This window comes from Saccharothrix hoggarensis (genome assembly GCF_052936025.1).
Window position 1 is genome coordinate 3,491,395 of sequence record NZ_CP193624.1, and the last position, 25,342, is coordinate 3,516,736.

A 25,342-nucleotide genomic window follows, 5' to 3' on the forward strand; every position below is an offset into this window, starting at 1 on the left:
GCAAATGCCGTTGTCCGCGCGGATACCGTGATCGCGTGGAGATCCGCAGTGGAGACCTGGACGACCTGCCCGTGATCATGGCCATGCTGGACGAGGCGGTGGCCTGGCTCGCCGCCGCCGGGCGGACCGGCCAGTGGGGGAGCGAGCCGTTCTCGACCCAGCCCCGGCGGGTGGAGGGCATCACCGCGAAGATCCGCTCGGGCACGACGTGGATCGCCGAGGTCGACGGCGTGCCGGCGGGCGGCATGACCCTGACGTCCACCGCGCCCTCCCACGTGACCGCGGCGGGCGAGCCCGAGGTCTACGTGTCGTGGTTGGTGACGTCCCGCTCGTTCGCCGGCCGGGGCGTGGGGGCGGCGCTGCTCGCCCACGCCCGCGAGGAAGCCCGCCGCGCGGGCGTCGGCCTGCTGAGGGTCGACTGCTACGCGGGCTCCGACGGCCGCCTGGTCGACTACTACCGCCGCAATGGCTTCGAGCCGGTCGAGACGTTCACCGTGGACACGTGGCCGGGCCAACTGCTGGCCCAACGCGTCTGACGCCCACCGCCGTCCGCCGATCCCGGCGTTTCGGGCGTCTGACACGGGAGGGGCGTCCCAATGAGGCCGTTGATTCAGCAGGCCGGAAGGTCGTGCCGCCCGTGCCACCTGACCGGTGGGTGAAAAGACCCGTTCGGTGGCGACCGGATCGTGGCCGGGACCGCAGTTTTGCGTTCACGAGCGGTTGTGGGGCGCATTCGGTTAAACCTGGGTCACCCCATCAGGGCGTTGGCCGGTCGTCGTTCGGCCGAGTACGGTCGGAACACGAGGATGGCCACCTCCGAAGGATAAGCGGTCCGCGCGGTGTGCGGCCGCGGAAACTACCGTGAGGCGGTTTTTCCGATGACGTTGGACGTGCTGGACCTGCTCAAAGACGGATTGCCGGAGAGTTCCGCGCCACGGCGGCGGATCGTCGTGGTCGGCGCGGGGATGGCCGGGCTGACCACCGCCATGCTGCTGAAGGACGCGGGCCACGAGGTCACGATCCTCGAAGGTCAGAATCGGCTCGGCGGCCGAATCCTCACCCACCGCGGATTCGCGGGCGACATGTACGGCGAGTTCGGCGCGATGCGGTTCCCGCTCCAGCACCCGCTGGTCTCGCACCTGATCCAGGACAAGTTCCGGCTCGCCACCCGGCCGTTCCCGATGTACGACGAGGACACGTTCGTGTACCTCCAGGGAAAGGGCGTCCGGCGACGGGACTTCAGCGCCGACCAGTTCAGCTTCGACCTTTCCCGCGAAGAAGCCGACAAAACGCCGCACGACCTCCTGCGGCACACCGTGCAACCGCTCGTGGACATCATGGAGCAGGAGGACGACGCGAAGGCGTGGCACCGGCTGCTCACCGACTACGACCGGTACACGCTGCTCGGCTACCTGAAGGAACGGGGCCTCGGCGACGGCGCGCTCGCCATGCTCGGGCCGCTGTTCAACCTGGAGGGCCGCTACCACTTCTCGCTGCTCGAGTGGTTCTCCCACTACTACGAGGACGTGTTCGGCCGGCTCGTCTACATCGTCGACGGCGCCGACTCGCTGCCCCGGGCGTTCGAGCCGATGCTGATGGACGACATCCGGCTGGGCGCGGTCGTGCACGCCGTCGACCAGACCGACGCCGAGGTCCGCGTCCACTACCGGGCCGGCCGCCGGTCGCAGACGATCTCGGCGGACGAGTGCGTGATCACCGTGCCGTTCGCGACCCTGCGGCACATGGAGGTCGAAGGGCTCGACCCGGACAAGTGGTACGCGATCCGCAACACCTACTACGGCCGCGCGCACAAGCTGTTCATGCAGTTCAGCGAGCGCTGGTGGGAGACCGCGTACGGCATCACGCACGGCCTCACCGTGACCGACCTGGCGATCCGCAACATCGTCTACCCGCCGGCCGGCCAGGACACCCGGCACCGCAAGGGCGTGATGATCGCGTCCTACTGCTGGGAGCAGGACAGCATGCCGTACACGCCGCTGGCCGCCGAGGAGAGCGTCTTCCAGGCGTTGGAGGACCTGGTCAAGATCCACCCGGAGGCGCGGGACACGTTCGAGTTCGGCGTCTACAAGGACTGGGCGCTCGACTGGTTCGCCTGCGGCATCGGCCCGCTGTTCCGCGCCTACGAGATGAGCGAGGCGTTCTACGAGGACGTGATCCGGCCGGTGAACCGGGTGTGGTTCGCCAACGACGCGTGCGACCGCCGGCACCGGCGGTGGGTGGAGGGCGCGCTCAAGGCGGCCGTGAAGAACGCCTACGCGATCCACGAGGGCCTGCGCGACGAGATGCCGTGGAAGGACTGAGCCGGCCCGCTACCGGGTGAGCTGCTCGGCGTCGTGGAGGGCGGCGGCGACGCGGTCCGGCGGCCGGCCCAGCGCGGCGGCCAGCCGGTCGGCGTCGTCCGGCGTGACGGCGAGGACGAGCGCGCCGAGCACCGCCACCACGTCGCCGCCCACGGTGTTCGGCCCGCCGGCCATGTCGTCGGCGAGCTGGGCGAAGAACCGGCGCATGTGCTCCAGCCGCGCTCCGGCGGGTCCGGTAGGCGCCGCGCCCGGGTCACGGCAGGGCGCCCGTCGTGGCCAGGAGGAGCGCGATCGCGGGCAGGAAGTTGTTGACCTGGTGGGCGATCACGGAGGCCAGCAGGTTGCCGGTGATCAGCCGGGCCAGGCCGATCGGGATCGACAGCACCAGCAGCAGTGGCGTGCGCAGGAGTTCGAGGTGCGCGACGGAGAACGCCAGGCTGGTCACCGCGAACACCACCCAGCGGTTCCAGCCCCAGTGCTCCAGCGCACGCCACAGCACGCCCCGGAACAGCAGCTCCTCGCCGATCGGCGCGAGCAGGAACACCGCCAGGAACGCCACCACGGCCGCCGTCGGCGCGAGGTCGCGACCCGTGAACGCGTCGCCGACCGCCGAACTGGCCTGCTCCGAACCCACCCAGGCGGCCCACAGCGCCGCCGCCGGCAGCGCGATCACCAACCCGCCGACGCCGAACCCGAGGCCGATCGCGGCGTCCCGACCGTGCCACCGGAACGCCAGCTCACGGCGTGCCCGCCCGGCCTTCGGGCCACCGCCCAGCCACGCCGCGCCGAGGACCGCCACCAGACCGGCCAACGAGATGGGCACGGTGAGCAGCGCGAGCAACCGGCCGTCCTCCAGCCGTGCCGGGTCGGCGCCGGTGGACGTCAGCAACACCGCCACGGACGCCAGGAGCATCGTCACCTGGGCCGCGAAGAACACGGCCACCAACCCCAGGCCCGTCCGCCCGCGGCGCGCCGGGACACCGCCCGGCGGCGGTGGCGCGGTCAGCCGGTCGTCCGGGGGAACCGGCTCGTTCTGGTCATCGCCCACAACCGTGGATAACCCGCGCCGGCGTCGAGGTCAACTCGGGCCACCCGATGGCCTAGTTCCGGGGAGGCGCCGGCGAGGGGTGGAGCCGCCACCGCTGCTCGCCGTCCTCGCGGAGGATGCCGGTGGCGCGCAGGCCGATCCGCCGCGCGACCGCCTCGCTCGCCAGGTGGTCCGGCGCGATGTGGGCGCGCACGTCCCGCACGCCGCGCTCGACCAGCCAGGCGATCACCCCGGTGACGGCCTCGGTGGCGTAGCCGTGACCCTGGTGCGGCACGCCGACGACCCACGCCAGCTCCGCCGTCGTCCCGTTCGCGCCGGCGGTCGTGGTCGCCTGCACGGCGCCCACGGCGACGTCGTCCGCGTCGCGCAGCACCACCCAGTTCAGCCAACCCTCGCGTCCGTCGTCGGACGACGGCCGCTCCCAACGCCGGTACCGGGACTCGAGTTCCGCCACGGTCGGCGGGGCGCCGCCGATGACCTCGTACAGCGAGGGATCGGCCAACACCTCCGCCATCGCCTCGGCGTGGGCGACCCGGACGGGCTCGACGCGCAGCCGTGCCGTGCGCACCACGGCGTCCTGGGGCCACCCGGATGGCATCACCACCGCGTCACGCACGGCGGGCACCTGTCGTGCGGCCACTCGTGGACTCACGTTCGGTCACTGTGCTCATGGCGCAATCCCCCTGACCGGTGGACGTGCCACTGTAGTCAGTCCTCCGCCCCCACGGGGCACGCCTTCGTGACGCCGCACGCGCGACGCACGGCGTTCACCGGCGGCCGGTAGTGTCGGGTCACGTTGCCACCCCGTGTGGCATGGCGTGCCGGGAAGTCTGGTCGGCGTCGGTACCGACGACGCCTGGAGCCGCCCGTGCGACCTGTCACCACAAGCCTGTTCAGCCGCGGCTCGTGGCCGGAGGCCAAGCGGATCGGCGACATCCTGCGGCTGGAGACGGTCGGCGGGGTCCTCATGCTCGGCCTGGCGGTGCTCGGCCTCGTCTGGGCCAACTCGCCCTGGGCGGCGTCCTACCAGTCGTTCGGCGCGGTCGAGGTCGGCCCGGAGGCGCTGCACCTGCGGCTGAGCCTGGTCGAGTGGGCGTCCGACGGCCTGCTCGCCGTGTTCTTCTTCGTCGCGGGGCTGGAGCTGAAGCGCGAGTTCGTCGCGGGCGACCTGCGTGACGTGCGGCGGGCCGCCGTGCCGGTCGCGGCGGCGGTCAGCGGCGTCGCCGTGCCGGCCGTCATCTACGCGGCGGTCAACGCGACGGACCCCACCGCGCTGTCCGGGTGGGCCATCCCCACGGCCACCGACATCGCGTTCGCGCTGGCCGTGCTGGCGGTGATCGGCCGGTTCCTGCCGTCGGCGCTGCGCACGTTCCTGCTCACCCTCGCCGTGGTGGACGACCTGATCGCGATCGTGCTGATCGCCGTCTTCTACACCGAGGACCTGTCGCCCGTGCCGCTGGCGCTGCTGGTGCTGCCGCTGGTGGTGTTCACCGTGCTCGTCCAGCGGCGGGTGCGGTCGTGGTGGGCGCTGCTGCCCCTGGCGGCGCTGACGTGGGCGCTGATGCACGCCTCCGGTGTGCACGCCACCGTCGCCGGGGTGCTGCTCGCGTTCGCCGTGCCCGTGGTGCGGCAGCGCGCGGGGGAGGGGCCGGGGTTGGCGGAGCACTTCGAGCACCGGTGGCGTCCGCTGTCGGCCGGGTTCGCGGTGCCGGTGTTCGCGTTCTTCGCCGCCGGTGTCTCGGTCGGTGGTGTCGACGGGCTGCTGTCGTCCGCGACGCAGGGCGTCACGACGGGGATCGTGCTCGGCCTGTTCCTGGGCAAGACCGTCGGCATCACCCTCGGCACGTGGCTCGTGTCCCGGTTCACCAAGGCCACCCTCGACAGCGACCTCGGCTGGGTCGACGTGGTGGGGCTCGCCGTGCTCGGCGGCATCGGGTTCACGGTGTCGCTGCTGGTCAGCGAACTGTCGTTCGACCCGGGGTCGCCCGAGCACGACCAGGCGAAGGTCGGCGTGCTGCTCGGGTCGCTGCTGTCGGCGCTCGTCGCGACCGTCATCCTCCGCGCCCGCAACCGCGTGTACCGCCGCATCCACGAGGAGGAGACGCGCGACGAGGACCAGGACGGCGTGCCCGACGTGCACCAGCGTGACGTGCGCTGACACGTGGCCCCGACGATCACCGCCCCAACAGTCCGAACCCTAGGCCGGCGACGCCGGGCCGGCTCGGGCGTCGCCCTCCACCGCGTCGAGGACCCGGCGCAGCCCGGCTTCCGGCGGTTCGGTCGCCGAGTCCACGACCAGGTGCGGGTCGTCCCAGCTCTCCCACAGGCCCTTCATCCGCAGCACGTGCTCCCACGACACCGTCGCGTGCCAGCCGGGAATCCCGCGAGCCCGGCCTTCGACCCGGCTCCGCTGCACCCGCTCGTCCGAGCACACGCACTCCACGCCCACGAACACGCCGCCCAGGCGTTCGGTGACCGCGCGCCACCGCCGCCGCGTCTCCCGCCGGTGCCCGGTGGCGTCCACGATCACGTCGAGCCCCAGGTGCAGCTGCCGGGCGACCGACGCGGTCAGGGCGACCTCCGCCAGGTGGGCCGTGTTGTCGTCCCGCAGCGCCCCGAACGGCACCAGCGCGCCCAGCTGCCAGTCCTGGGAGAACACCGGGGCCCTCAGCCGCCAGGCCAACGCCTCGGCCAACGTGCTCTTGCCGGTGCCCGGCACGCCGGCGAGCAGCACCGTCCGGGGTGGACGTGCGGCGTCCGGGCGGGGCAGGGGCCGCAGCCGCTCGTACCGCGCCTGCGCCCGGTCCGCCATCACCGCCTGCAACTGCTCCCGTGCGAACGCCAGCGCCGCCGCGCCACGCCCCTCGGCCGCGCGCACCCACCCCAGCACCAGGTGCTCGGGCCGCACCTGGACGTCACCGAGCCGTTCGGACTCCTCCGACGCCGCCACGACCAGCGCCGCCCGGTCCACGGTCGCGTGGCCCGCCAGGTCGAGCCGGACCAGCAGGTCGGCGGCGACACCCCCGGCGGCGACACCCCCGGCGGCGGCGCCCCCGGTGGACGCGGTGAAGTCGGCCAGGCGCGCCGGGTCGGGCAGACCGGCGAGGACGTCCCCGGCGGACGGGTGCACGGGAAGCTCGGTCACGGCGCCTCCGGTCGGTAGAGGCCCATGATCCCGCGCCGCGGGGCACGTATGCGAAAGGGCGTCCGGTCGCCGTCAGCCGCCCCGTCGTGACAACACCCGGCGACACCACCGCGCCGCCACCCGCCGGTAACGCTCGGCCACCTGCCAGGTGACGACGCCCGCGACCAGGCTCGCCACCACCACGAGCCACCGCGGCAGGTGGTCGAGCAGCGCCGGGAACACCGCGTAGTGCGTCAGGTAGATGTACAGCGACGCGCTCGCCACGAGCGTCACCGCCGCCACGACCGCCTTCGGCAGCCGCACGCGCGCCACCGCGACCAGCAGCACCAGGCCCACCACCACGACGGCTTCCCGTGACCGGTCGTCGAACGTGCCGGGGATGAGCGCGAGCGCCAGCACCAGCACGACGGCCTTCTGCCACCGGGCCTCCGCCCGCTGGACGACCCAGCCGAGCACGAAGAACCACACCGCGCCCACCGTCGTCATGTTCCGCTCGGCGAACGAGTGCGTCGCGTCGAGACCCAGGCGCAGCACCAGAGCGGCGCCGAGGAACGCCACCGCGGTGGCGAACCCGTGCGCCCGTTCGACCCGCCGCACGACCGGCAGCGCGAACACGGCCGCGAGCGCCACCAGCGCGTGCACCACGACTTCCACGAACCAGTAGCCGACCGCGCCCGTGAGCACGAAGTTGTTGACCAGCGCCACGTTCACGAACGTCACGTCGTCGGTCACGGCCACCCGGTACGCGAGCCACAGGGCGGACGGCACGGCGATCAGCGCCGCGCTGCGCAGCATCCGCGCCGGCACGGGCAGCACGAACCGCGCGAAGTTCCACCCCGCCACCACGAGCAGCAGGTGCGCGCCGCCGGTGATGTCGAAGAACCCGATGTGCGACCCGACCACGAGGACGATCGCGAGGGCCCGCAGCACGATGTTCGTCTCGATCGACGGCAGGCGCGCCGGGGCCGGCCCCCGTCGTGCCTCCAGTTCCGCGACCGGTGTGGTGGGCCAGTCCTTCGGCAGGTGCCCGAGGACCCGTTCCAGCGCCACGGACGTCCGGACGTAGCTCAACGAGTCGCCGCCCAGGTCCACGAACGTCGCGTCGCCCGGCACGTCCGACACGCCGAGCGCGGAGCCGAACACCTCGGCGACCGAGCCGCAGCCGGAGGGCCGCCGCCCGCCGAGCGCGGCGACCGCCGCGTAGTCGACCTTCCCGTTCGGCAGCCGGGGGATCTCGCGGACGCGGACGACGTGCGCGTTCGTGGCGGGCAGGCCGAACCTGGCGCGCACCAGCTGCGCCGCGGGTCGGACCACGCCGCGCACCGCGACCACGAGCACGTCGTCGTCCCCGGCGCAGGCGGCCTCGAACCCCTCCTCGGCCAGCACCCGTTCCACCCGGTCGAGGTCGACGCGCAGCCCGCACAGCTTGAGGAACCGGTTCTTGCGGCCGATCACCTGGTACAGGCCCTCGGGCGTGCGCCGGGCCAGGTCGCCGGTCCGCAGCTCGTGCGTCGTGCGGCCGAGCGCGAGGTCCGCGGGGCGGTGGGCGTAGCCGAGCATCACGTTCGGACCCCGGTACACCAGCTCGCCGTCCGGGGCGAGGTCGAACTCGCCGCCCGGGACGGGCACGCCGATCGCCGACGGGTGGGCGAGCGCCAGCTCCGGCGGCAGGTAGGCCATCCGCGCGGTCGCCTCGGTCTGCCCGTACATGACGAACAGCCGCCAGCCGCGCTCCTCGCCGAGCCGCGCGAACCGGCTGACGGACTCGGGCGCGAGCCGCCCGCCCGCCTGCGTCACGTACCGCAGGCTCGGCAGGTCCATCCGCTCGAAGCCGACGGCGTCGAGCAGGTCGAACGTGTGCGGCACGCCGTGCAGCGCCGTCACGCCGTGCTCCCGCACCGCGGTCCAGAACTCCGGGTCGACCACGGACCGGTCCGTCAGCACGAGCCCCGCGCCGCGCAGCAGGTTGCTGTTCACCACGGACAGCCCGTAGCAGTAGTGCACCGGCAGCGACGTGATCGCGCGATCGGTGGGGCGGATGTCCAGGTACTGGGCGATGGCCTCGGCGTTGGCCGCCAGGCTGTCCGCCGACAGCCGCACCAGCTTCGGCGAGCCGGTCGAGCCGGACGTCGACAGCAGGAGCGCGAGGTCGGGGTGCAGGTCGTGCGCCGTGCCCGCGCGGTGCTCGGTCCACCGGCCGTCGACCACCACGTCCGGGTCGTACGCGGACGACAGCGCCGCCACCTGCGCGGGCGCGGTGAGGAGCACGGGGTGCCCGCCGCGCAGCGCGGCCAGGTACGCGACTAGCGAGTCCACGTCGTTGCGCGCGGCCAGCAGCACCAGCCGGCGCACCGGGCCGAGCCGTGCGGCGGCGGTCGCCACGCGGTCGTCCAGCTCGCGGTAGCTGATCTCCGCGCCGTCCGGCGTGACGAGCGCGGTGCGGTCGCCGTGCGCGGCGAGCCCGGCCGCGAACCCGAGGTCGGCGGTGGCGGTCATGCCGGGTGACCGGTGAAGAACAGGGCCGACCCGGAGACGCGCACCGCCGTCGTCTCACCCGGCCGCACGGGCGGCGGACCCTGCACGCGCGACCGCACCCGCGTGCCGTCGGCCAGCCGCAGCAGCACGGTCGCGTCGTGCCCGTGGAACAGCACGTCGTCCACGGTGGCCGCGACGCCGTCCCCGCCGACGTGCAGCTGCTCGGGCCGCACGAGGACCGTGCCGGCGCCCGAACCCGAGCCGCTGACCGGCAGCCGGCCCAACGGCGTCTCGGCCACCCCGTCCCGCGCCGAGCCGCCGAACGTCACGGCCTCGCCGACGAACAGCGCCACCCCGAGGTCGGCGGGCGACGCGTAGATGTCCTGCGGCGCGCCGAGCTGCGCCACCACGCCGTCGCGCAGCACCGCGACCAGGTCGGCGACGCCCAGCGCCTCCTCCTGGTCGTGCGTCACGAGCAGGGCGGTCGCGCCGAACGCGCGCAACGCCGCCCGCACGTCGGCGCGGAGCTCGTCGCGCAGGCTCGCGTCCAGCGCCGAGAACGGCTCGTCCATGAGCACCACGCCGGGCCGCGGGGCCAGCGCCCGGGCGAGCGCGACGCGTTGCTGCTGCCCGCCGGACAGTTGCGCGGGCATCCGGCCGCCGTACCCGGACAGCCCGACCAGCTCCAGCAGCTCCTCCACCCGGCCGTCCCGGCGCTGCGCCCGCGTCAGGCCGAAGCCGACGTTCCCCGTCACGGTCAGGTGCGGGAACAACGCGCCCTCCTGCGGCACGATGCCGATGCCGCGCCGCTCCGGCGGCACGTGCGTGGACCGGTCGGCCAGCACCCGGCCGCCGAGCCGGACCTCGCCGGAGCGCACCGGGTGGAACCCGGCGAGCACCCGCAGCAACGTCGTCTTGCCGCACCCGGACGGCCCGAGCACGGCCAGCAGGCCGCCTTCGGGCACGGCGAGGTCGAGGCCGCGCAGCACCGGCTCGGGCCCGTACCCCGCGACGAGTCCGCTCACGCGCAAGTCGCTCATCGGTCACCTCCACGCAGGAACCGGTCCAGCACCACGGCGGGGATCGCCGCCACGACCAGCAGCACGGCCGCGTACGGCGCCGCGGCGGCGTACGCGGCGATCTCGGTCTTCGTCCACAGCTCGGTGGCCAGCGTGTCGACGCCGGTCGGCCGCAGCAGCAGGGTCGCGGGCAGCTCTTTGGCGCAGGTCAGGAAGACCAGCGCGGCCCCGGCGAGGATGCCGGGCGCGGCCAGCGGCACCGTCACGCGCAACCGGGTCGCGGTCCGGCCACGGCCCAGCGACCGCGACACGTCCTCCAGCACCGGCGGGGCGTTGGCGACGGCCGTGCGCACCGCGCCCACCGCGAGCGGCAGGAACAGCACGGCGTAGGCGAACGCGAGCATCGGCGTGGTCTGGTAGAGGCCCGGCGTGAACCGGATGCCGAAGAACACCAGCGCCAGGCCGATCGTGATGCCCGGCAGCGCGTGCCCGGCGAACCCGGCCAGCTCCACGCCGCGCACCAGCAGGCCGCGGTGCCGTGCCGCGAGCACCCCGACCGGCAGCGCCATCGCGATGGTGAGCGCCGCGCCGAACGCCGACACCGACACCGTGTTCAGCGTCGTGGCCAGCAGGTCGTCGCCGACCGCCGACCGGCCGGCGGCCAGCCACCAGCCCAGGCTGAACACCGGCACGCCCAGCGACAGCACGACCAGCGCGGCGGTGCCCAGCGCCGCCGGGACGCGAACCCGGCCCAGCGGCACGGTGAGCGGACGGCGTGGGCCGCGCGTGGCGGCGGCGGCTCCCCGCGCCCGTCGCTCGCCGACGGTCAGGGCGACCGCCAGCACCACGAGGACGCAGCCGAGGATCGCGGCGGGCGTGCGGTCGAACGTGGCCCGGTAGCTCGTGTAGATGCCGAGCGTGAACGCCTCGTACCGCATCAACGACACCGCGCCGAAGTCGCTCAACGCGTACAGCGCCACCAGCAGCCCGCCCGCCGTCGCCGCGGGCCGGACCTGGCGCAGCGTCACGGAGAAGAACGTCCGCGCGCTGGTCCGGCCGAGCGACCGCGCGACCTCCTCCACCGCCGGGTCGGACGTCCGCAGCGCGGCGGCCACCGGCAGCAGCACGTACGGGAACGACACCAGCGTGAGCACCAGGAACGCCCCCGCGAACCCGGTCAGCCCGGGCAGCAGCGCCACCCACGTGAACCCGGCGACGTACGACGGCACGGCCAGCGGCAGGACCAGCAGCACGCCGGCGACCCGCCGTCCGGGCAGGTCGCTGCGCACCACGAGCCACGCGCCGAGCACGCCGATCACCACGCAGGCCGCCGTCACCGCGCCCGCCAGCGCGAGGCTGCGCACGGCCAGGTCGAGGGTGCGGGCACGCAGGAGCACCCGCCCGACCTCGCCCGCGCCGCGGTCGAAGGAGCGGACCGCGAGGTAGGCGAGAGGTGTCAGGGCGACCCCGGCCACGACCAGGGCGAGCGCGGTGTTCGTCGGTGCGGCCCGCAACGGGCCTCTCAGGACAGCCCTGCTTCCTGGAGCATGGTCAGCGTCTGCTGGAGCGAGGACAGCTTCGACAGGTCGATGTCGGGGCCGTTCAGCTCGGACAGCGCCGGCAGCTGGTGCTTGCCCGACTTCACGGTCGGGTTGGCCGGGTACTCGGCGGTCTCGTCGGCGAAGTGCCGCTGCGCCTGCTCCGACAGCAGGAACCGGACCGCCTTCACCGCGGCCTCGCTCCGGTCCGACCCGGCGACCACGCCCGCGCCCGCCACGTTCACCAGGCTCAGCGGGTCGCCGCCGCCCGCGTAGTGCAGCTTCACCTTGACCGCGTCGGCGCCGTTCTCGGCGACCTTCGCGTACCAGTAGTAGTGGTTGATCAGGCCCGCGGGCACCTGGCCGTCGTTCACCGCGTTGAGGATCGCGATGTTGTTGTCGTACCGCTTCGGCTCGTTGGCGGCGAACCGCCGCAGCCAGTCGGCGGCGTACTCCTCGCCCTTGATCACGCGCACCGACGTGACGAACGCCTGCCACGACCCGTTGGTCGGCGCGTACGCGATCCGGCCCTTCCACTTCGGGTCGACCACGTCGTCGAGCGTCGTCGGCAGCTCGGCCTCGGTGACCACGCGGGGGTCGTACGCGACCACCCGGGCGCGGGCCGACGTCGCGACCCACTTGCCGTCGTCGGCCCGGTACTCCTCGGGCACGAGGTTCAGCACGTCGGTGGGCAGCTCGGCGAGCCTGCCCTGTTCGGCGACCGCGCCCAGCGCGCCCGCGTCCTGCGAGAAGAACACGTCGGCCCGGGTGCCGTCACCCTCCTCCAGCAGCTGGGCGGCCATCTCGCCGCTGCTGCCGTACCGGACCTCGACCTTCACCCCGGTGGCCTGCTCCAGCTGGTCGAGCACACCGCCCACGAGCTCCTTGTTGCGACCGGAGTAGATGACCAGGGCGTCGCTGTCCCCGGTGTCGCCGCACGCGACGACCGGCACGGTCAGCAAAGCCATGATCAACGCAACGGCGCGTGCGCGACGGCTCACTGCAGTTCCTCCTAGAACTCACCCCCCAGGCGGCTCAGGCGGAGACAAGGTAAAGCTAACCTAAATCTCACACAAGACCGCGACGATAACGCCCACTGCGACGCCGGACACACCACGCGTCCGGCCGCGAGCCCGGGGACCCGGATTCACGCTGGACGGGCCACCGCACCCGCGTGCTAGCGTCCCGCGCGATCCGTGCCACCACAGGGAAAAGAGCCCTGTGGGCGCGGCCTCGCCGGACCGTGATCGGGTGGTGGACCAGTGGAGCAGACGGTTGTCGACGGCGTTCCCGTCTACTGGGCGGAGGGACCGGCGCCCATGACGGCCACCCTCGCCTTCGGCGTCGGCACGCGGGACGAGTCGTTCCGCACGATCGGCGTCACGCACCTCATCGAGCACCTGGCGATGAGCGCGCTGCCGCGCGTGCACTACGAGCACAACGCGTCCGTCGAGCTGGAGACCACCCAGTTCTTCGCCACCGGCAAGCCCGCGCAGCTGGTCGAGTTCCTGGACGTGGTCTGCCGGGCGCTGGCCGACCTGCCGCTGGACCGCGTCGAGAAGGAGGCGGGCGTGCTGGCCGCCGAGGGCAGCCAGGTCACGCACCCGACCGCGGCGGCGCTGCTGGCCCGCCGGTTCGGCACGTCCGGCTACGGCCTGGCGCCGTGGGCCGGCCCCGGCTACGACCGCATCCCGGCCGAGGCGGTGGCCGCGCACGCGAGGCGGTACTTCACCAAGGGCAACGCCGTGCTGACCCTGACGGGTCCGCCGCCGGAAGGGCTGCGCCTGGCGCTGCCGGACGGGGAACGGCCGGCCCGCGTGGCGCAGGAGCCGCTGCCGGCCGACGGGCCGCGCTGGTCCGCCGAGAACGTGCCGTGCCCCGGCCTCTCCCTGACCGGGCCGTCGGCGTCGGCGCCGTGGAACATCGCCATGCTCGTGCTGCAGGAGCGGCTGACCACCACCGCCCGGCGCGAGAAGGGCATCAGCTACGACGTGGGCGGCGAGCGCGCGGACGTCAGTCCCGAGACGACGGAACGCCTCATCTGGCTCGACGCCCGGGAAGGGCGGGAGGCCGAGGTCGCGGAGATCCTCTGGAACACCGCGCAGCGGCTCGCCGACGACGGTCCCGACCAGGAGGAGGTCGACCACGAGCTGGCGGCGTTCGCCGAGCTGATCGACGACCCCCGCCTGGTCGTCGCCCGGCTGGACCTGCGCGCCCGCGCCGAGCTGCTCGGCGGGCCCTACTACACCGACGAGGACTGGCTGGTCGAGCTGAAGGCCGTCACCCCGGAGCAGGTGGCGGCGGTCATGGCCGAAGGGCTGCGGACGGCGCTGCTCGTCGTGCCGGAGGGCGTCGCGCTCGACCTGTCGGACCGGGACGGCGCGCCGGTGGCCGTCGGCGGCTGCGCCAGGGTGATCGGCCCGGAACCGGACGGTCGGGTGCTGCGCCCGCCGCTGGCGGCCCGCGTGCTGAACGGCGCCGCCCGTCGCGTGCGGCTGATCCTCGGCACGGACGGCGTCACCCTGCGCGACGACGACGGCGACCTGCACACCATCCGGTTCGCCGACGTGGTCGGGGTGGAGGTCCAGGACGGCGCGCGCACGGTGTTCGGCCGGCACGGCTGCGTGATCCCGGTCGACCCGGACCTGTTCCGGGGAGCGGAGGCCGCGGTCGCCGCGCTCGACGCGGCCGTCGATCCCGCGCTGCGCTACCGGACGTCGGACCTGGTCAGCCGGGACGAGTGAGCACCGGGTGGGGGCGCGGCCCGGTTCCGCGCCCCCACCGGATCACGCCGCGTGGGTGGCGTCCTGGGCGGTGCCCACGACCTTCCGCGCGTCGTCGGCCGTCAGGCCGTGGTGCGGTGTCAGGAGTGCTCTGCCGCGCGAGTTCAGTCCCGGAAGTTTGTGAGCGGTAACAGGCTGACCGGGGCCGGGCGCCGCCGTCAGCCGCGCCGGGTGGCCAGGACGATCCCGGTGCCGACGGGCAGTTCGACGGTCGCGAGCCGGGGATCGGTCGTCAACGCGATCCGCACGGCGGTGACCGACGCGCGGTGCTCGGGCTCGGTGTACCGGCTGAGGTCCATGTCGTCCACGACGAGCACGCCGCCGGGGCGCAGCGCGTCCAGCGTCAGGTGCAGGCCGGTCCACTTGCCGGCGACCGCGTCCGCGAAGACCAGGTCGAACCGGCCGAGGTCGGGCAGCAGCGCTTCGGCGTCTCCGGCGACCACCTCGGCCCAGTCCGGCAGCCCGCCCGCCGCGACCTCGGCGGCGAGGTCGCCGTCCAGCTCCACGGTCGTCACGGTGGCGTCGGCGCGGTCGCCGAGGCCCGAGACGAGCCACGCCACCCCGACCCCCGCGCCGGTGCCGAGTTCGAGGACCCGTCCGCCGCGCGGGACGGCCGCGGCGAGCGCCGCGAGGAGCGGGCCGACCGGGTGCTCGCAGGACTGGCCGAACCCGCGTGCGCGCGCCCGCGCTCCGGCCTCGGCGACCAGGGGCGGCACGGTCGAGGTGTCGTTCATGACTCTCTCCACTTCGGGTGCGGGTGTGAAGAACCGGTTAAGCAACCGTCTTCAGAAGTGGGATGCGATGGTCGTCCTGGTTGGCGATGGATAGCCTCCGACACATGGCCCACGAGACAAAACCGGTTAAGCTGCGCGCGACTCCGACTGCTGCCGCCCTGCGACAGGCGGCGGAGACCGAGCTGCGCCACCGCATCCTGCCGTTCTGGCTGGGCCTGACGGACCGCGTGCACGGCGGCATCCACGGCCGCGTGGACGCGGACCTCGTCGTCGACACCACCGCGGACAAGGGCGCGGTCATGGCGTGCCGGTTCCTGTGGACCTTCTCCGCCGCCTACCGCGCGTTCGGCGACCTGTCGTACCTGGCCGCCGCGCACCACGCGCACCGGTTCCTCACCCGGCACGTGATCGACCCCGTGCACGGCGGCGTGTTCTGGTCCGTCGACCACACGGGCGCGCCGGCGGACACCGACAAGCACGTCTACGCCCAGGCGTTCGCGCTGTACGCGTTCAGCGAGTACCACCGCGCCACCGGGTCGCCGGACGCCCTGGCGCGGGCGGGGGAGCTGTACGAGGTGGTGACCGGCGTCGGGTTCGACCCGGCGACCGGCGCGTACCGCGAGCAGTTCGACCGCTCGTGGACGCCGAAGCCGAACGTCCTGCTCGGCGGGACGGACCGGGCCGACATCACCATGAACACCCACCTGCACGTCCTGGAGGCGCTGACCGCCTACCACGTCGTCGCGCCCTCCCCGGACGTCGCGGCGCGGATCGCGGCGCTCCTGGACACCTTCCGCCACCGGCTCTACGACCCGCGCCGCCGGTCCCTGCGCGTGTTCCTCGACCGCGACTGGCGCGAGCTGGAGGAGGTGCTGTCGTTCGGGCACGACATCGAGGCGAGCTGGCTGGTCGACGAGGCGGCGCGGGAGATCGGCGCGGACGTGCCGGACCTCGTCGTCGGCCTCGCCGAGGGCACGGCGGCGCGGGCGGTGCTGCCGGACGGCTCGGTCGCCAACGAGTCGGTGGACGGCCGGCTCGACGCGACGCGGGTGTGGTGGGTGCAGGCGGAGGCGGTCGTGGGCTTCCTCAACGCGCACGAGCGCACCGGAGATCCCGCGTTCCACGCGCTCGCGTGCGACACGTGGCACTACATCACCACCGACCTGGTCGACCCGCGGCCGACCGGGGAGTGGCTGTCCGCCAGGGATTCCGCCAACGCGCCGGTGCCGATGGACGCGGCGGGCGAGTGGAAGTGCTGCTACCACAACGGACGTGCCTGCCTCCAGCTCGTGGAGCGCCTCGCCCACGCCCCGGTGGGGTGACGGCGGCGTCCACCCGCGGCCACCCGAACGGGCGGTTCGCGTGGATCTTGCCGGGACCGTGGGCGAGGATGTGGCCACGGCACGGGGACGTGCCGCACCGGAGGCGGGCTGACGCCCTGGCACGAACGGCGAGCCACCATGAAGCCTGTTGCGCGCGACCTGGTCCCGCCGCCCGCAGAGGTGACGCCCGCCGACGTGACGACCGCCGCGGTGGCGCCTGCCGACGTGGTGCCGCTCGGCTCGGCGGTCGAGGACCTGGTGCCGGTGGCCGACCCGGCCGCCGGCCGCGGCCCGAGGTGGCTCGACGACTGGCTCGCGGCGAACCTCACCCGGGTCATGTCGTGGCGGCGGACGCTGCACGCGAACCCGGAGCTGATGCGCCGCGAAACCCGCACCACGGAGATGGTCGTGGGCCTCCTCCGCGGCTTCGGCCTGTGCCCGAGCGTGCTGCCGGTGGGCACGGGCGTCCTGTGCGAGGTCGGCACGGGGCCGCGGTGCGTCGCGCTGCGCGCGGACATCGACGCGCTGCCCGTCGCCGAGAGCACGGGCCTCTCCTACGCCTCGCGCGTGCCGGGCGTCTCGCACGCGTGCGGCCACGACGTGCACACCGCGATCCTGCTCGGCGCGGCGGCGGCGCTGGCGTCCGCGCCGGACCTGCCGGGCCGGGTGCGGCTGCTGTTCCAGCCCGCGGAGGAGGAGCCGGGCGGAGCGCTGGACGTCATCGCGGCCGGCGGGCTCGACGGCGTGGAGCGGATCTTCGGCCTGCACTGCGACCCGAAGGTGGAGGTCGGCCGGATCGGCACCCGGAGCGGCCCGGTCACCTCGGCCTGCGACATGCTCGAACTGCGGGTCGCCGCGACAACCCGGTTCGGCACCCGCGACGAACTCAGCGCGGACGTCGTGCACGCGCTCGGCGTGGTCGCCACCGGGCTGCCCGCGATGCTGGCCCGCCGCGTCGACCCCCGGTCGGGCACGGTGCTGGCGTGGGGCCTGATGGACGCGCCGGAGACGCCGTGCGGGACGCCGCGCGAAGGCGTCCTGCGCGGCACCCTGCGCACCGGCGACCCGGCGGTCAACGCCCAGCTCCCCGCGCTGGTGGAGGAGATCGTCGGCTGGCTGCTCCGGCCGACCGGCGTCCGGTTCGGCCTCGACCACGTCCGCGCCGTCCCCGTGGTGGACAACGACCCGGACAGCACCGCGCTGCTCCAGACGGCGATCGCCGACGCCCTCGGCCCGCACGCCGTCACGTCGACCACCCAGTCGTGCGGCGGCGAGGACTTCGGCTGGTACGTGCAGCACGTGCCCGGCTCGTACGCCCGGCTCGGCACGTGGTCCGGCGAGGGGCCGCACGGCGACCTGCACCAGCCGACGTTCCGCGTCGACGAACGCGCCCTGCCGATCGGGGTGCGCGCCATGGTCCACGTCGCGCTCGCCGCCCTCGGCTGACGGGCCCGGCCGGCTCCTAGTCGGGCCGCCGCCAGCGCGGGTCGTGGCGCGGCGGGGCGATCACGGGGTTGGAGGGCAGGGCCGCGCCCGGCCAGTCGACCGGCGACAGCCCGGCCGCCATCGGCGAGACGACCTCGTCCGGCGTGACGAACCCGGGCGTGGACTGCCACTCGCCGATCCGCCGCACCACCAGCACGGCCACGACCGCCGCGGGCACCGACAGCGCCGTCGCCAAGGTCAGCACCTGCGCGCCGGTGCCCAGCCCGTCCACCGTCTCGCTGCGGGCCAGCAGGCGGTCCGCGACGCGGTCGAGCACCTGGTAGCCGAGGAACAGGCCCCACCACAGGTTGACCAGGCCGTGCCCGCCCGCCGACTCGTGCCGGGTTCGGCTCACGTCCCACGCGTCGGCCACCAGCCGGCGCGGGATCCACAGGCTGACGATCGGCAGCCAGCCCCAGATCACCCACGACCGGCGGTACGGGGAGGCGTGCGGCGCGATGAGGTCGGCGTTGAGGCGCACCCGCCACAGCCACACCACGAACACGACGCCCGTGGCCACGTAGAGGGCGGTGTTGAGGATTCCGAGCGCGGCGCTCGCGGCGAGCTCGCCGTTCAGCTCCGCCTCGCCGACGAGGTCGTGGAGGTAGTCGTCGAGCACGTCCCGCAGCCGCCAGACCCAGGCGGTCACGAGGACGTCCGACACCACTGTGATCCCGACCAGGACGGCGAACGCCACCCCGAGCCCACGCACCGAACGGAACACGCATCCCCCCACGTCACTGGCCGCGAACCGGCGCCGGAGCGTACCTGAGGGAACGGCGTGGTCGGAACGCGTTTCCGGGGGAGCTCAGGGGCTCACCACACCAGCGAGAACTCGTACCAAGGCCCGTCGATCGGCTGGTACGTCACCACGTCGGCCTCCACGACGTTCGGCGGCGCCCCGTTCGGGCAGTGGGCGTACCCCCGGGAGTCGAGGAAGCCCGCGTCCTCCACGGTCATCAGGGTGCAGCCGGTGGCGGGGTCCACCCTGGTCGAGCGCACGAGGTGCAGCCCGACCCGCCGGTCCACGATCCGCGGGTCCGGCGTCGCCGCAGCCTCCGCCACCAGCGCCGACAGCGCCGACCGGTGCGCCTCGAACGCCACGCGCCGGGCCAGGCCGGTCTCGAGGGCCGTCCCGGTGGCCACCGCCAGCGCGGGGACCACCAGGAACGGCCACAGCCGGCGGACGTGCGCCAGGAAGGGCGCGGGCAGCGCGACCATCGCCGCGCCGAGCGCCGTCAGCCACAGGACCGCGGCCACCGCCCAGGCCAGGAAGGCGACCAACGCGACCCCGTAGTAGCCCCCGGGCGGGCTGCCCGCCCACGCGGTGAGCAGCACGGCCACCGCCGTCGCGCCCAGGGACCACCGCGGGGACCGCCACCGCGACACGCGTTCGACCACCGAACCCCCTTCTCCGCTCAGGGGGACGCGGTGGCGTGGCCTCCGGTTCCGCCGGCGAGGTAGTCGTTGAAGTGGACGGTGACGCCGTGCCCGTCCGACGGCCAGTTCGGCACGGCGATCGTGCGCGTCCGGCCGCCCGTCCCGCGCGCGGTCTGGGTGACGTGGATCGTGCCGCCGGCGTCGGCCTGGGCCGGCAGGTAGGCGTCGACGCCGGTGAGGAACGGCAGCGTTGCGAACGGCGGCAGCACGACGCCCGGCGTGGCCGCGCGGTCGCAGTGGTCGTCGAACGCGAACGCGGCGATGACCTGGCGGACCTTCGGCGCGACGGGCGGCGCGAGGACGTCGACCCCGTTGAACTCCAGCCGGTCCCGGTCGGGCTGGTCGGACCACCACTCGCGGTTGCGGACGACGGTGAGCGCGGTGTGCGTGGCGCACCGGTCGACGACGTCGCCGATCCCGCCCGGCCGCGACACCTGCAACCGCACGAACCGGTCGCTGCGCTCGAACGGCTCGAAGTAGAAGTGGTGGGGCTGCTGCCCCTCCCGCACCAGTTCCAGCTCGTAGTGCTTGCGGCCGTTCACGCGCAGCAGCCCGAACGAGCCGTCCGACCCGGTCCGGACGCTGTGCCGGGCGTCGCCGAGCCGCGCGCCCGTGCGCCCGTCGAGCTCCCAGACGCGCAGCTCGGCCACGATGCCCGCGTTCTGCGGGAAGTACAGCGCCCGGCCCGCGATCTCCACCCGGCCGGGCGGTTCCGGCACGACGTGCGTGGTGACGGCGGGCCGGCCGCGCAGGAACCGGTGGATGTGCGCGAAACCCTCCGCCGACGTCGTGGTCTCCGTGTGCCCCAGGGTGGTGAGGTACACGTTGGTCGCGCCGCCGATCGAGCCGTTCGGCTGGGCGCTGCCCCACAGCGCGAGCGTCGGCACGCCGCCGGGCAGCGCGGTGCTGGAACGCCCGTCGACGTTGACGTACTTGCGCACCACCGCGGCCCGCGCCGGCGTGGACAGGAAGGCCTGCATGACCGCCGTGCCGCGGGAGTGCGCGATCACGTCCACAGTGGACGATCCGGTGCGGGCGCGGACGCCGGCGAGGAACGCGTCCAGGTCGGCGACGGCCCGGTCGTTGGTCGGGACCGTCGTGTCGTACTCGTAGGCGTGGAGCAGGTGGTCCGGGTAGCCGTTGCCGGAGAACCGCTTCGCGTTGGACTGCCACTGCTGCGCCGAGCCCTGCTGGCCGTGCACGAAGACCACCGCGGTGAGCCCGTGCGCCGAGGCGGCGGGCGCCGCGGCCACCGTCGACACCAGCGCCAGGACCAGCGTCGTCACCGCGATCCTCATCGTTGTCCTCCGGTCGTCAGGGCGTCGGCGAGGTTGCGCCGCGCGTCGGCGTGCTGCAGGTACCCCGCGTGCACGTTGGCGACGTCGGCGGTCACGACCTGGTGCACGTAGTCGCCCCGGTTCGGGTAGAGCCGCGCCAACGTCGCCGCGTCGAACGGCACGTGGGAGCCGAACAGGCGGCAGAACGTCACGCCCGTGTTGTCGCCGGTGTTCAGCGCCCTCGGCGCCGTCACCTGCGACAGGCGGATGCCGCCCAGGGCGAGGCCCAGCGCGTCCCGCTTCTTGGTGACGCCGTCCGCCTCGAACTCCAACGGGCGGGCGGTCGGCGGCGGCGTGCCTCGTTCGACCCACCGCCGCAGGTGCTCGTAGGCCGCCGCGGTGACGTGGTGCATCGGAACCCGGCTGAACGGCGGCCGGTCGCAGTCGTACTGCGGCGCGCCGCCGAGGTCGCGCTCCGAGATCGGCGCGCGGTACACCTGACCCTCGTGGCCGGAGTGCGCCGCGCCCGCCACCTCCCACCGGCGGAACCGGTCCGTGTCGGCGGGACGCGCGGCGGTCCGCACGTCGGTCTCCGACAGCACCTGGAAGACCGGCTCGGCGCCGACCCGCGTCGGCGCGTTGCCGACGATGTAGCCGTACCCGTCGAACACCGGCTGCTGCTGCGGCAGGACCCGGTCGTACAGGACGGTCATCCGGGCCGCGGACTGCGACGCGCCGATGGCCAGCAACGTCCGGGCGCGCAACCCGCCGAGGACCGCGCCGGACGCGACGGCGCGCCCGGCCTGCGTGAACACGTCGTAGGACAGCTCGTCGGCGGTGAAGCGGCCGGCGCCCGTCACGTCGAGGCCGCCGTACCGGGCGGGGCTCCAGCCGCGCAGCTGGTCGACGCCGACGCGTTGCGCGGACACGCCGACCCAGGCGTTGCCGGAGCGGATGACCGACTCGGCGTTCCACAGGGCGTCGAGGTCGTACCCGGCGGTGACGTTCTGCCACTCGACCAGCGTCGTGCCGCTGAAGTCGCGTTCCCGCGCGGGCCGCCGCACGATGACGCGGGTCGTGTACGGCACGCCGGTGGCGACCTTCGTGCCGTCGACCGCCCAGCCGTCGGCCGTGCCGGAGACGTGGAACTCCTCTTCGACGTACCCGGCGGCGGCCAGGTCCGCGGGCGTGGAGAAGAACGGGTAGGTGTCCTCGATCCGGTCGGCCAGCCGGTCGCCCGGCACGGCGCCGGGCAGCGGGCCGACGACCCGGGGTGTCGGCCCGAGCTCGGACGCGGACGCGGGGGACGGGGAAGCGGAGGCGGGGGCGGACGTCGGGACGAGGAGGCCGAGCACGGCCGCGACCAGACCGACGCGCCGCCACGGGGAAGGTGACATACCGGCTCCCACAGCGATGGGGGTTGGGGATGTCGCCGACCGTAGCCAGGTCCGGCCGGCCCGCACCAGGACGCGTGGAGATCGTGAGACCGCTGTCGCAGCAACGGCGTCGGGCTCAGCGGTGTCTGGCTCAGCGGTGTCTGGCTCAGCGGTGTTGGAGCAGCACCGTCCGGGCGGCCTGCTCGGCCAGCTCGTGGTCGAGCGGCGTGCCGGTGAGCAGTTCGGCGTACAGCGCGGACTCCACGATCCGCACGTAGAGGAACGCGACCTGGTCGAGGACGGCCGCCGACCACGGCCCTCCCTCGACTTCCAGCAAGATCTCCTTCTGCGCCAGCACGGCCCGCCGGTGCACCCCGCCGGACGCCTGGAACAGCACCCGCGCGGCCGTGTCCGGCTCGCCGCGGAGGAACGCGCGGAACGGCCCCGAGGCGCGCAGCTGGTCCACGAACCGCCGCGTCACCTCCAGCACGCCGTCGACGCCGGGGTTCGTGCGCTGCTCCCGCGCGCGGGCCAGGAGCCGGTCGGCGAGCAGCCACAGGACGTCGCCGAGCAGCCCGTCCCGGCTGTGCACGACGCGGTAGAGCGTCGCCCGGCTGATGGCGAGGCTCGTCGCGAGCCCGTCCATGTCCACGCCGCCGTGCCGCAGGAAGAACCGGCACGCGCCGCGCACCACCTGGTCCTGGCTCACCACCCGCCGGGTGCCGGTCGAACCCACCGCAGTCCCCGCTCCCGCCGGCCCGCCCGTCCGGCCCACCCCGCATCATCTCCTCCCCGCCGCCCGACCGCGAGACCGTGACCGCGGCCCCTGTGTGTCCCACGTCACTGCCGCCGGGTAGGGGCGGGCTCGATGCTTGGTGCGCGTGACGTCACCTCCGCCACCGGACCGCGACGCCCGGCGGGCGCGGATCGCCGTGGCGGCCCTGTTCTTCGTCAACGGCGCGGTGTTCGCCAACGCGGTGCCGCGCTACCCGGAGCTGAAAGCCGGCCTCGGGTTGTCGAATGCGGTGTTCGGGTCGGTGGTGGCGGCGTTCCCGTCCGGCGCCTTGTTCGTCGCGGGCTCGCTCGACGCGATCGCGGACGTCGGCGCGAACGCCCAGGGATTGCGCAAGGAGCGGCGGTACGGCCGGTCGATCCTGAACTCGCTGCACGGCGTCTGGAGCATCGGTGCGGTGGTCGGCGGTCTGATGGGGGCCGCCGCCGCGGGGCCTGCCGTGCCTGTCCCGTGGCACCTGACGAGCGCCGCCGTGCTGTGCGGCTGTGCCGTGGCCGCGACGTCGCGGTTCCTGCTCGACGGCCCGCAGGCCGCCGCGCGCCCCGCCGCGACGGGTGCCGGGGGCGCGCGGCTGATCGCCGCGGCGCCCGTGATCGGCGCGGTCGCCGACGCGTGGGGGCTGCGCACGGGGTCGGCGCTCATCCCGGTGGCCGCGGTGGTGATCGTGCTGCTCGCCGCCACCCTGCGGGGTCGTGCGCGGTGAGCCGGGGTCAGCGGGACGCGGGTTCCTGGAACAGCACGGGCGGCGCGTCGCTCGGCGGGCGCGGGGCGGTCCGCGCGGGCTGGTCCGCCCACTGCTCGGCGGCCGGCTCGACGGCGACGTCCTCCACCGGCGCCTCCACGACGACGGGCACGGGCGCCTCGACCGGCACGGCCAACTGCTGCTGGACCTGCGTGATCCACACCAGCCACATGGCCTCGTCGCGGTGGCCGCGGTACTCGGCCTTCAGCCCTGCCAGCGCGCCGCGGACGCGGGCGACGACCACCGGGTTCTCGCGCACGGCCGACCACACGCCGCGCGAGGCGGCGTCCCGCGCCTTCACCAGGAGGCGGACCTGGTCGGTCAACTCCGGTGCGGGCAGGTTCGCCCACGCCGCTGCGATTCTCTGTGCCTTGGTCACGGTGCCATCCTCGTTGAGCGGACGGCACGCGGCTGCCGTGACACGATGTTATCAAGCTCTCGTTTTGCGAGGTCAGGTTCCGGGTGGCGGACACCGGGAGTGACGCTCAGACCCCGCTCGGGTACGTCTCCGGCTCGAACACGTCCACCCGCCGGGTGCGCAGGGGGCGCAGCGCCGTGGTCTCGTCGAACCAGAGGAAGGCGTCGTACCGGTCGCCGAGGACCGTCGGCACGTAGTTGCCCAGGCGTTCCCGCTCCGGGTGGTAGACGACGCCGATCGCGCGGTGGGCCAGCGCCGTCGTGAGCAGGTCGGGCCGGTCGTGACCCGGGGGGAACACGAACAGGGCCTCGCCGGGCGCGGTGTGGTGCAGCTCGTCCTCCAGCGACCCGTCGCGGGCCGGCGGCACCGGCATCACCCGCTGGTCGGCGCCCCACGCGTCGCCCGCGATCACCGTGCCGCGGTGCGCGCCGAACCCGACCAGCACGACCCGGTCGGCGCCGTGGCGCTCCCGGGCGAGCTGCCCGAGGTTGACCAGGCCCGACGCGGCCATGTCGGTGGCGCGGGCGTCGCCGATGTGGGTGTTGTGCGCCCACACCACGGCCTTCGACCCCGGCCCGTAGTGCGCCAGCAGCCGGTCGAGGGTGTCGTCCATGTGCCGGTCGCGGACGTTCCACGACGGCTGGCCGCCGCCGACCAGGGACCGGTAGTACCGCTCCGCGCCCGCGACGACCTCGGCGTTCTGCCACGCGCCGAACCGGCCCGCGCCGTCGGCCGCCGCCTGCCCGCGCAGCCGCGCCAGCAGGTCGACCACCTCGTTCTCGCAGCCCGCCGGCACGAACCGGGTGGCGAGCGCGTACTCCTGCGGGTCCTCGCCGTGCGGCTCGAAGCACCGGTAGGCGGCCAGCGCCGTCGGCACCTCCGCCGGGTCGTGCTCGCGCAGGTGTACCAGGATCTCGCGCAGCGACTCCCACAGCGAGTACACGTCGAGCCCGTGGAACCCGACCCGCTCCTCCTCGGCCAGGCCGCCGTTGTGCGCGCGCAGCCACCGTGCGAAGTCCACGACCTCTTCGTTGGCCCACATCCACGTCGGCCACCGGTCGAACGCGGCCAGCGCGGCCCGCGGGTCCTCCGGCGCGCCCGCCCGGCCGCGCACCGCGCCGTCCACCCGGTCGCACGCGGGCCAGTCGCCTTCCACGGCCACGAACGAGAAGCCCCGCTCGGCGATCAGCCGCCGGGTCAGCTCGTCGCGCCGGCGGTAGAACTCGTGCGTGCCGTGGCTGGCCTCGCCGAGCATCACGACCCGCGCGTCGCCGACGCGGTCCAGCAGCACGTCGAAGTCGCCCGCGTCGCCCAGTGGCACGGCCATCGCCGCGACCTCGTCACCGTAACGACCCACGGTGTTCGGCCTACCCGTCCGGCAGATCGGCAAACCGGGGCCAACCGGGGCGAACCGGGCTGTCGATCG

The 25,342-nt window shown here is 74.2% G+C and carries 23 protein-coding genes; 7 read left to right on the forward strand and 16 right to left on the reverse strand.

Annotated features, from left to right (window positions below):
* The first annotated feature begins 35 nt into the window (after nt 1-35).
* Both ACRAKH_RS16060 and ACRAKH_RS16065 read left to right on the forward strand, forming a co-directional pair.
* Nucleotides 36-536, forward strand: coding sequence for a GNAT family N-acetyltransferase (locus ACRAKH_RS16060; protein WP_380729796.1), 501 nt, complete (start codon nt 36-38; stop codon nt 534-536).
* A gap of 342 nt (nt 537-878) precedes the next feature.
* Entirely contained in the window at nt 879-2,321 is a 1,443-nt protein-coding gene (locus ACRAKH_RS16065) for a flavin monoamine oxidase family protein (RefSeq protein ID WP_380729798.1), read from the forward strand.
* A 9-nt stretch (nt 2,322-2,330) separates the two neighbouring features.
* On the opposite strand, the gene ACRAKH_RS16070 is transcribed toward ACRAKH_RS16065, so the two are convergent.
* The 3 genes from ACRAKH_RS16070 to ACRAKH_RS16080 are packed head-to-tail and all read right to left on the reverse strand — an operon-like array spanning nt 2,331 to nt 4,021.
* Complete coding sequence (locus ACRAKH_RS16070) at nt 2,331-2,528, reverse strand: hypothetical protein (RefSeq protein ID WP_447009913.1); 198 nt, start codon at nt 2,526-2,528, stop codon at nt 2,331-2,333.
* Nucleotides 2,529-2,574: 46 nt separating this feature from the next.
* Nucleotides 2,575-3,369 carry a CPBP family intramembrane glutamic endopeptidase gene (locus ACRAKH_RS16075; protein WP_380727762.1) on the reverse strand — a complete coding sequence of 265 codons (795 nt, stop codon included), beginning with the start codon at nt 3,367-3,369 and terminating at the stop codon, nt 2,575-2,577.
* Between the two features lie 52 nt (nt 3,370-3,421).
* A complete protein-coding gene (locus tag ACRAKH_RS16080; RefSeq protein ID WP_380727760.1) occupies nt 3,422-4,021 on the reverse strand; it encodes a GNAT family N-acetyltransferase in 600 nt (199 codons plus the stop codon).
* Nucleotides 4,022-4,237: 216 nt separating this feature from the next.
* Here ACRAKH_RS16080 and nhaA point away from each other — a divergent pair, with 216 nt between their 5' ends.
* A complete protein-coding gene (nhaA, locus tag ACRAKH_RS16085; RefSeq protein ID WP_380727758.1) occupies nt 4,238-5,527 on the forward strand; it encodes a Na+/H+ antiporter NhaA in 1,290 nt (429 codons plus the stop codon).
* 39 nt (nt 5,528-5,566) lie between these two features.
* Here the strand turns inward: nhaA and ACRAKH_RS16090 are convergent, their stop codons facing one another.
* From ACRAKH_RS16090 to ACRAKH_RS16110, 5 genes are all read right to left on the reverse strand, one after another.
* The gene (locus ACRAKH_RS16090; RefSeq protein WP_380727756.1) at nt 5,567-6,514 is read right to left on the reverse strand and encodes an AAA family ATPase; all 948 of its coding nucleotides are present in this window, start codon (nt 6,512-6,514) and stop codon (nt 5,567-5,569) included.
* A 72-nt stretch (nt 6,515-6,586) separates the two neighbouring features.
* Nucleotides 6,587-9,010: a non-ribosomal peptide synthetase gene (locus ACRAKH_RS16095; RefSeq protein ID WP_447009914.1), complete on the reverse strand. Its 2,424-nt coding sequence runs from the start codon at nt 9,008-9,010 to the stop codon at nt 6,587-6,589.
* The gene (locus ACRAKH_RS16100) at nt 9,007-10,029 is read right to left on the reverse strand and encodes an ABC transporter ATP-binding protein (RefSeq protein WP_380727752.1); all 1,023 of its coding nucleotides are present in this window, start codon (nt 10,027-10,029) and stop codon (nt 9,007-9,009) included. The genes ACRAKH_RS16095 and ACRAKH_RS16100 overlap by 4 nt, the downstream gene beginning before the upstream one ends.
* Nucleotides 10,026-11,522 (reverse strand): ABC transporter permease, encoded by a 1,497-nt coding sequence (locus tag ACRAKH_RS16105; protein WP_380727750.1) that lies wholly within the window; start codon nt 11,520-11,522, stop codon nt 10,026-10,028. Before ACRAKH_RS16105 ends, ACRAKH_RS16100 begins: the two co-directional genes overlap by 4 nt.
* 8 nt (nt 11,523-11,530) lie before the next feature.
* Nucleotides 11,531-12,514 carry an iron ABC transporter substrate-binding protein gene (locus ACRAKH_RS16110; protein ID WP_380727748.1) on the reverse strand — a complete coding sequence of 328 codons (984 nt, stop codon included), beginning with the start codon at nt 12,512-12,514 and terminating at the stop codon, nt 11,531-11,533.
* A gap of 294 nt (nt 12,515-12,808) precedes the next feature.
* On the opposite strand from ACRAKH_RS16110, the gene ACRAKH_RS16115 reads away from it, so the two are divergent.
* Nucleotides 12,809-14,290 (forward strand): M16 family metallopeptidase, encoded by a 1,482-nt coding sequence (locus ACRAKH_RS16115; RefSeq protein WP_380727746.1) that lies wholly within the window; start codon nt 12,809-12,811, stop codon nt 14,288-14,290.
* 197 nt (nt 14,291-14,487) lie between these two features.
* Here ACRAKH_RS16115 and ACRAKH_RS16120 read toward each other — a convergent pair whose 3' ends face one another.
* Nucleotides 14,488-15,063: an O-methyltransferase gene (locus ACRAKH_RS16120; RefSeq protein WP_447009915.1), complete on the reverse strand. Its 576-nt coding sequence runs from the start codon at nt 15,061-15,063 to the stop codon at nt 14,488-14,490.
* Nucleotides 15,064-15,167: 104 nt separating this feature from the next.
* Between ACRAKH_RS16120 and ACRAKH_RS16125 the strand changes: the two genes are divergently transcribed.
* Nucleotides 15,168-16,385 (forward strand): AGE family epimerase/isomerase, encoded by a 1,218-nt coding sequence (locus ACRAKH_RS16125; protein WP_380729040.1) that lies wholly within the window; start codon nt 15,168-15,170, stop codon nt 16,383-16,385.
* Between the two features lie 138 nt (nt 16,386-16,523).
* Nucleotides 16,524-17,831 (forward strand): amidohydrolase, encoded by a 1,308-nt coding sequence (locus ACRAKH_RS16130; protein ID WP_380729042.1) that lies wholly within the window; start codon nt 16,524-16,526, stop codon nt 17,829-17,831.
* A gap of 16 nt (nt 17,832-17,847) precedes the next feature.
* Here the strand turns inward: ACRAKH_RS16130 and ACRAKH_RS16135 are convergent, their stop codons facing one another.
* From ACRAKH_RS16135 to ACRAKH_RS16155, 5 genes are all read right to left on the reverse strand, one after another.
* Nucleotides 17,848-18,582: a DUF4328 domain-containing protein gene (locus ACRAKH_RS16135; RefSeq protein WP_380729044.1), complete on the reverse strand. Its 735-nt coding sequence runs from the start codon at nt 18,580-18,582 to the stop codon at nt 17,848-17,850.
* Between the two features lie 104 nt (nt 18,583-18,686).
* Nucleotides 18,687-19,271, reverse strand: a complete 585-nt coding sequence (locus ACRAKH_RS16140) for a hypothetical protein (protein ID WP_380729046.1) — start codon at nt 19,269-19,271, stop codon at nt 18,687-18,689.
* Between the two features lie 17 nt (nt 19,272-19,288).
* Complete coding sequence (locus ACRAKH_RS16145; protein ID WP_380729048.1) at nt 19,289-20,608, reverse strand: hypothetical protein; 1,320 nt, start codon at nt 20,606-20,608, stop codon at nt 19,289-19,291.
* Nucleotides 20,605-21,984: an alpha/beta hydrolase domain-containing protein gene (locus ACRAKH_RS16150; RefSeq protein ID WP_380729050.1), complete on the reverse strand. Its 1,380-nt coding sequence runs from the start codon at nt 21,982-21,984 to the stop codon at nt 20,605-20,607. Before ACRAKH_RS16150 ends, ACRAKH_RS16145 begins: the two co-directional genes overlap by 4 nt.
* Before the next feature lie 145 nt (nt 21,985-22,129).
* On the reverse strand, nt 22,130-22,699 hold the full coding sequence (locus ACRAKH_RS16155) for a QsdR family transcriptional regulator (RefSeq protein WP_380729052.1): 570 nt from the start codon (nt 22,697-22,699) through the stop codon (nt 22,130-22,132).
* 145 nt (nt 22,700-22,844) lie between these two features.
* On the opposite strand from ACRAKH_RS16155, the gene ACRAKH_RS16160 reads away from it, so the two are divergent.
* A complete protein-coding gene (locus ACRAKH_RS16160) occupies nt 22,845-23,459 on the forward strand; it encodes a hypothetical protein (RefSeq protein ID WP_447009916.1) in 615 nt (204 codons plus the stop codon).
* A 7-nt stretch (nt 23,460-23,466) separates the two neighbouring features.
* Here the strand turns inward: ACRAKH_RS16160 and ACRAKH_RS16165 are convergent, their stop codons facing one another.
* Nucleotides 23,467-23,877, reverse strand: coding sequence for a hypothetical protein (locus ACRAKH_RS16165; RefSeq protein WP_380730701.1), 411 nt, complete (start codon nt 23,875-23,877; stop codon nt 23,467-23,469).
* 106 nt (nt 23,878-23,983) lie between these two features.
* Nucleotides 23,984-25,273: an erythromycin esterase family protein gene (locus ACRAKH_RS16170; protein ID WP_447009917.1), complete on the reverse strand. Its 1,290-nt coding sequence runs from the start codon at nt 25,271-25,273 to the stop codon at nt 23,984-23,986.
* Nucleotides 25,274-25,342 lie beyond the last annotated feature (69 nt).

Coding starts and splice junctions, on each gene's coding strand:
- ACRAKH_RS16065 (WP_380729798.1), top strand. CDS start 879: ATGACGTTGGACGTGCTGGACCTGCTCAAAGACGGATTGCCGGAGAGT.
- ACRAKH_RS16070 (WP_447009913.1), bottom strand. CDS start 2,528: ATGCGCCGGTTCTTCGCCCAGCTCGCCGACGACATGGCCGGCGGGCCG.
- ACRAKH_RS16095 (WP_447009914.1), bottom strand. CDS start 9,010: ATGACCGCCACCGCCGACCTCGGGTTCGCGGCCGGGCTCGCCGCGCAC.
- ACRAKH_RS16100 (WP_380727752.1), bottom strand. CDS start 10,029: ATGAGCGACTTGCGCGTGAGCGGACTCGTCGCGGGGTACGGGCCCGAG.
- ACRAKH_RS16110 (WP_380727748.1), bottom strand. CDS start 12,514: ATGGCTTTGCTGACCGTGCCGGTCGTCGCGTGCGGCGACACCGGGGAC.
- ACRAKH_RS16120 (WP_447009915.1), bottom strand. CDS start 15,063: ATGAACGACACCTCGACCGTGCCGCCCCTGGTCGCCGAGGCCGGAGCG.
- ACRAKH_RS16125 (WP_380729040.1), top strand. CDS start 15,168: ATGGCCCACGAGACAAAACCGGTTAAGCTGCGCGCGACTCCGACTGCT.
- ACRAKH_RS16130 (WP_380729042.1), top strand. CDS start 16,524: ATGAAGCCTGTTGCGCGCGACCTGGTCCCGCCGCCCGCAGAGGTGACG.
- ACRAKH_RS16145 (WP_380729048.1), bottom strand. CDS start 20,608: ATGAGGATCGCGGTGACGACGCTGGTCCTGGCGCTGGTGTCGACGGTG.
- ACRAKH_RS16150 (WP_380729050.1), bottom strand. CDS start 21,984: ATGTCACCTTCCCCGTGGCGGCGCGTCGGTCTGGTCGCGGCCGTGCTC.